A 3,147-nucleotide genomic window follows, 5' to 3' on the forward strand; every position below is an offset into this window, starting at 1 on the left:
CGCCGTGGCGTCGACGGCCCTTGGGCGAGACGTGAAACGCCTCCTCGAATGGTCGTCGGACACCAAGACGGGCGACCGCGACGAGGTCACCCCGGGCGTGCCCGACCGGTCGTGGAGTCAGGTCAGCGTGTCGGCCAGGGAGTGCATCGGCGCCACCCGCTGTACGTTCGGCACCGACTGCTTCGCCGAGAAGGCGAAAGGTACCGCCGGCTTGGCTGACATTGTCGTCACCAACCACGCCCTGCTGGCCATCGACGCGATCTCCGACATCAACGTATTGCCCGAACACGAGCTGCTCGTCGTCGACGAGGCGCACGAGCTCGTCGACCGCGTGACGAGCGTGGCCACCGGCGAGCTGTCTGCGACGGTCGTCGGCGTGGCCCAGCGGCGTTCGGCCCGGCTCGTCGATCCCGAACTCGCGGAACGTCTGGAAGCGGCGGCCGCGACGTTCTCGTCGGCGATCTACGACGCAGAGCCAGGACGCAAGGACGTGCTCGACGACGAGATGTCCACCTGCCTCACCGTGCTCCGTGACGCGGCCGACAAGGTCCGGTCCGCCATCGACACCGCACCGGGCGATCCGAAGGCCGCGGCCGCCCGCAACGAGGCGGTCACGGCACTGAACGACGTCAGCGACACCGCGTCGCGCATGCTGTCGTCGTACGGGCCTTCGATCCCCGACCGGACGGACGTGGTGTGGCTGGACCACGAGGAGACGCGTTCGGCGGGCCGAAGGGCGATACTTCGAGTGGCCCCGTTGTCGGTGGCGAACCTGTTGCGCAACAGGCTGTTCGAGCAGGGAACCGTGATACTCACCTCGGCGACCCTGACCATCGGCGGGACGTTCGATGCGATGGCCCGGTCCTGGGGCCTCACCGGAAACGGTGAAGGCACCCCCGGATGGAAGGGCATCGACGTCGGTTCACCCTTCGCGCACGCGAAGTCGGGCATCCTCTACGTCGCCGCCCACCTGCCGCCGCCGGGGCGCGATGGCACCGGCTCGGCCGAACAACTCGACGAGATCGAGGGTCTCGTCACCGCTGCGGGCGGGCGGACGCTCGGTCTGTTCTCGTCGATGCGTGCCGCGAAGGCAACGGCTGAAGCGATGCGTGGCCGTCTCGACACCCCCGTGCTGTGCCAGGGCGAGGACACCACGTCGGCACTGATCCGCCGCTTCGCCGAGGATGACGAGACATCGCTATTCGGCACGCTGTCGCTGTGGCAGGGTGTCGACGTCCCCGGACCGTCGCTGTCGCTGGTCCTGATCGACCGAATTCCGTTCCCCCGCCCGGACGATCCGCTCATCACCGCCCGCCAACGCGCCGTGGCGGCGCACGGCGGCAACGGGTTCATGGCCGTCGCGGCAAGCCACGCCGCGCTGCTGCTCGCGCAGGGCGCTGGCCGGTTGCTTCGCCACGTCGACGACCGCGGCGTCATCGCCGTCCTGGACTCGCGGATGGCCACCGCGCGCTACGCCGGTTTCCTACGCGCCTCCCTTCCGCCGTTCTGGTCGACCACCGACTCCGGCCACGCACGGCGCGCGCTCGAGCGTCTGCGTTCGAAATAACCCGCCGACAACGCAGAACTTGGGATTGGGGTCCCCGGCGCTCACTAACCTGACGGTCAAGATCACGTGCGTGCCACAGCGGCCGCCGGGCGGACCGAAAGGCGGCGTCGATGGCACGACGGCATCTCCTGGGCGTGGTGCTCACCACTCTCCTACTCACGTCGTGCGCGACGACTATTCATGGCACGCCGGTCTCCGTGTTCGCCGATCCGTTCAGGGTGGCGGGCATGCCCGCCGTGAACGGCCCAACGGGCCTGCGCGACGACGCCGAGGCACCATCTCGCGACGTCGAGAACTCCGACGGTGGCAGGATCGACGACCTCGCAGGCAGCGCCGTCAGCGACATCGAGGAGTTCTGGGCCGAGCACTACGGCGAGACGTTCGACGGTGAATTCAGCCCGATAGAGGAATTCATCTCCTGGGATTCCACCGATTACGACGACGTCGACTTCTGCGGGGACAGCGCCCTTGGCCTCGTCAACGCCGGGTTTTGCTTCGACGACAACACCATCGGCTGGGATCGCGGCGAGCTACTGCCGCAACTGCGCAACGCCAACGGCGACATGGCGGTGACCATGGTGCTGGCGCACGAGTACGGGCACTCCGTCCAGAAGCAGTCCGGACTGGTGGACAAGAAGACGCCGACCATCGTCGGTGAGCAGCAGGCCGACTGCCTGGCGGGCGTCTACATGCGTTGGGTCGCCGAGGGCCATTCCAAGCGGTTCACGCTGAGCACCGGCGACGGGCTCAACAACCTCCTCGCGGCGATGATCGCGTTCCGCGACCCGTTGCTCTACGAGGGCGACTTCGAAGGCGGTGAGGACGAGCACGGTTCGGCGTTCGAGCGGGTGTCGGCATTCCAGTTCGGCTTCACCGATGGTGCGACGTCCTGCGCGGCAATCGATCTCGAGGAGATCAAGCAGCGTCGCGGCGACCTTCCGCTTCTGCTGCCCGACGACCAGACGGGCGAGCTGCCCGTCACCGAGGAGTCGGTGCAGTCGATCGTCGACGCGATGAACATCGTCTTCGAGCCGGCCGACCCGCCGCAGCTGAGCTTCGGGGACTTGGAGTGCCCCGACGCCCGCTCGGGCGCACCGGCGTCGTACTGCCCGTCGACCAACACCATCACCGTCGACCTGCCTGCGTTGCAGGAGCTGGGCCAGCCGTCAGCCGACGAGAACGGAATCGTGATGGGAGACAACACCGCTTACTCGGTGGTGGTCTCCAGATTCATGCAGGCGATTCAGCACCAACACGGCGGCGTCGTACTCGACAACGCCGAGGCTGCGCTGCGCACTGCCTGCCTGACCGGTGTCGCGACGGTGAAGCTGACGGATGAGATCACCACCCCGAACGGTGACACCATCGCGCTCACCGCGGGCGATATCGACGAGGCCGTCTCGGGCATCCTCGTCAACGGTCTTGCCGCCAGCGACGTCAACGGTGACTCGGTCCCTTCGGGCTTCTCGCGCATCGACGCCTTCCGCGTCGGCGTGCTTGGCGACGAGGCCCGCTGCTTCAAGCGCTTCGACTAACCCCCTTTTCGCGATTTCGGCGCGGAAATCCGTGCTGAACGCGGG

General features: G+C 67.6%; 2 protein-coding genes. Both read left to right on the forward strand.

Going from position 1 to position 3,147, the window contains the following annotated elements; all coding sequences use genetic code 11:
- Nucleotides 1–1,567: ATP-dependent DNA helicase (locus tag ACRDUX_RS08635; RefSeq protein ID WP_526412925.1), on the forward strand; the 1,567-nt coding region annotated here is incomplete at its 5' end.
- 110 nt (nucleotides 1,568–1,677) lie between these two features.
- The gene (locus ACRDUX_RS08640; protein WP_526412927.1) at nucleotides 1,678–3,102 is read left to right on the forward strand and encodes a neutral zinc metallopeptidase; all 1,425 of its coding nucleotides are present in this window, start codon (nucleotides 1,678–1,680) and stop codon (nucleotides 3,100–3,102) included.
- The last annotated feature ends 45 nt before the right edge of the window (nucleotides 3,103–3,147 follow it).

Origin of the sequence: Mycobacterium sp. (assembly GCF_050701675.1) — a bacterium.
Taxonomy (GTDB): Bacteria; Actinomycetota; Actinomycetes; order Mycobacteriales; family Mycobacteriaceae; genus Mycobacterium.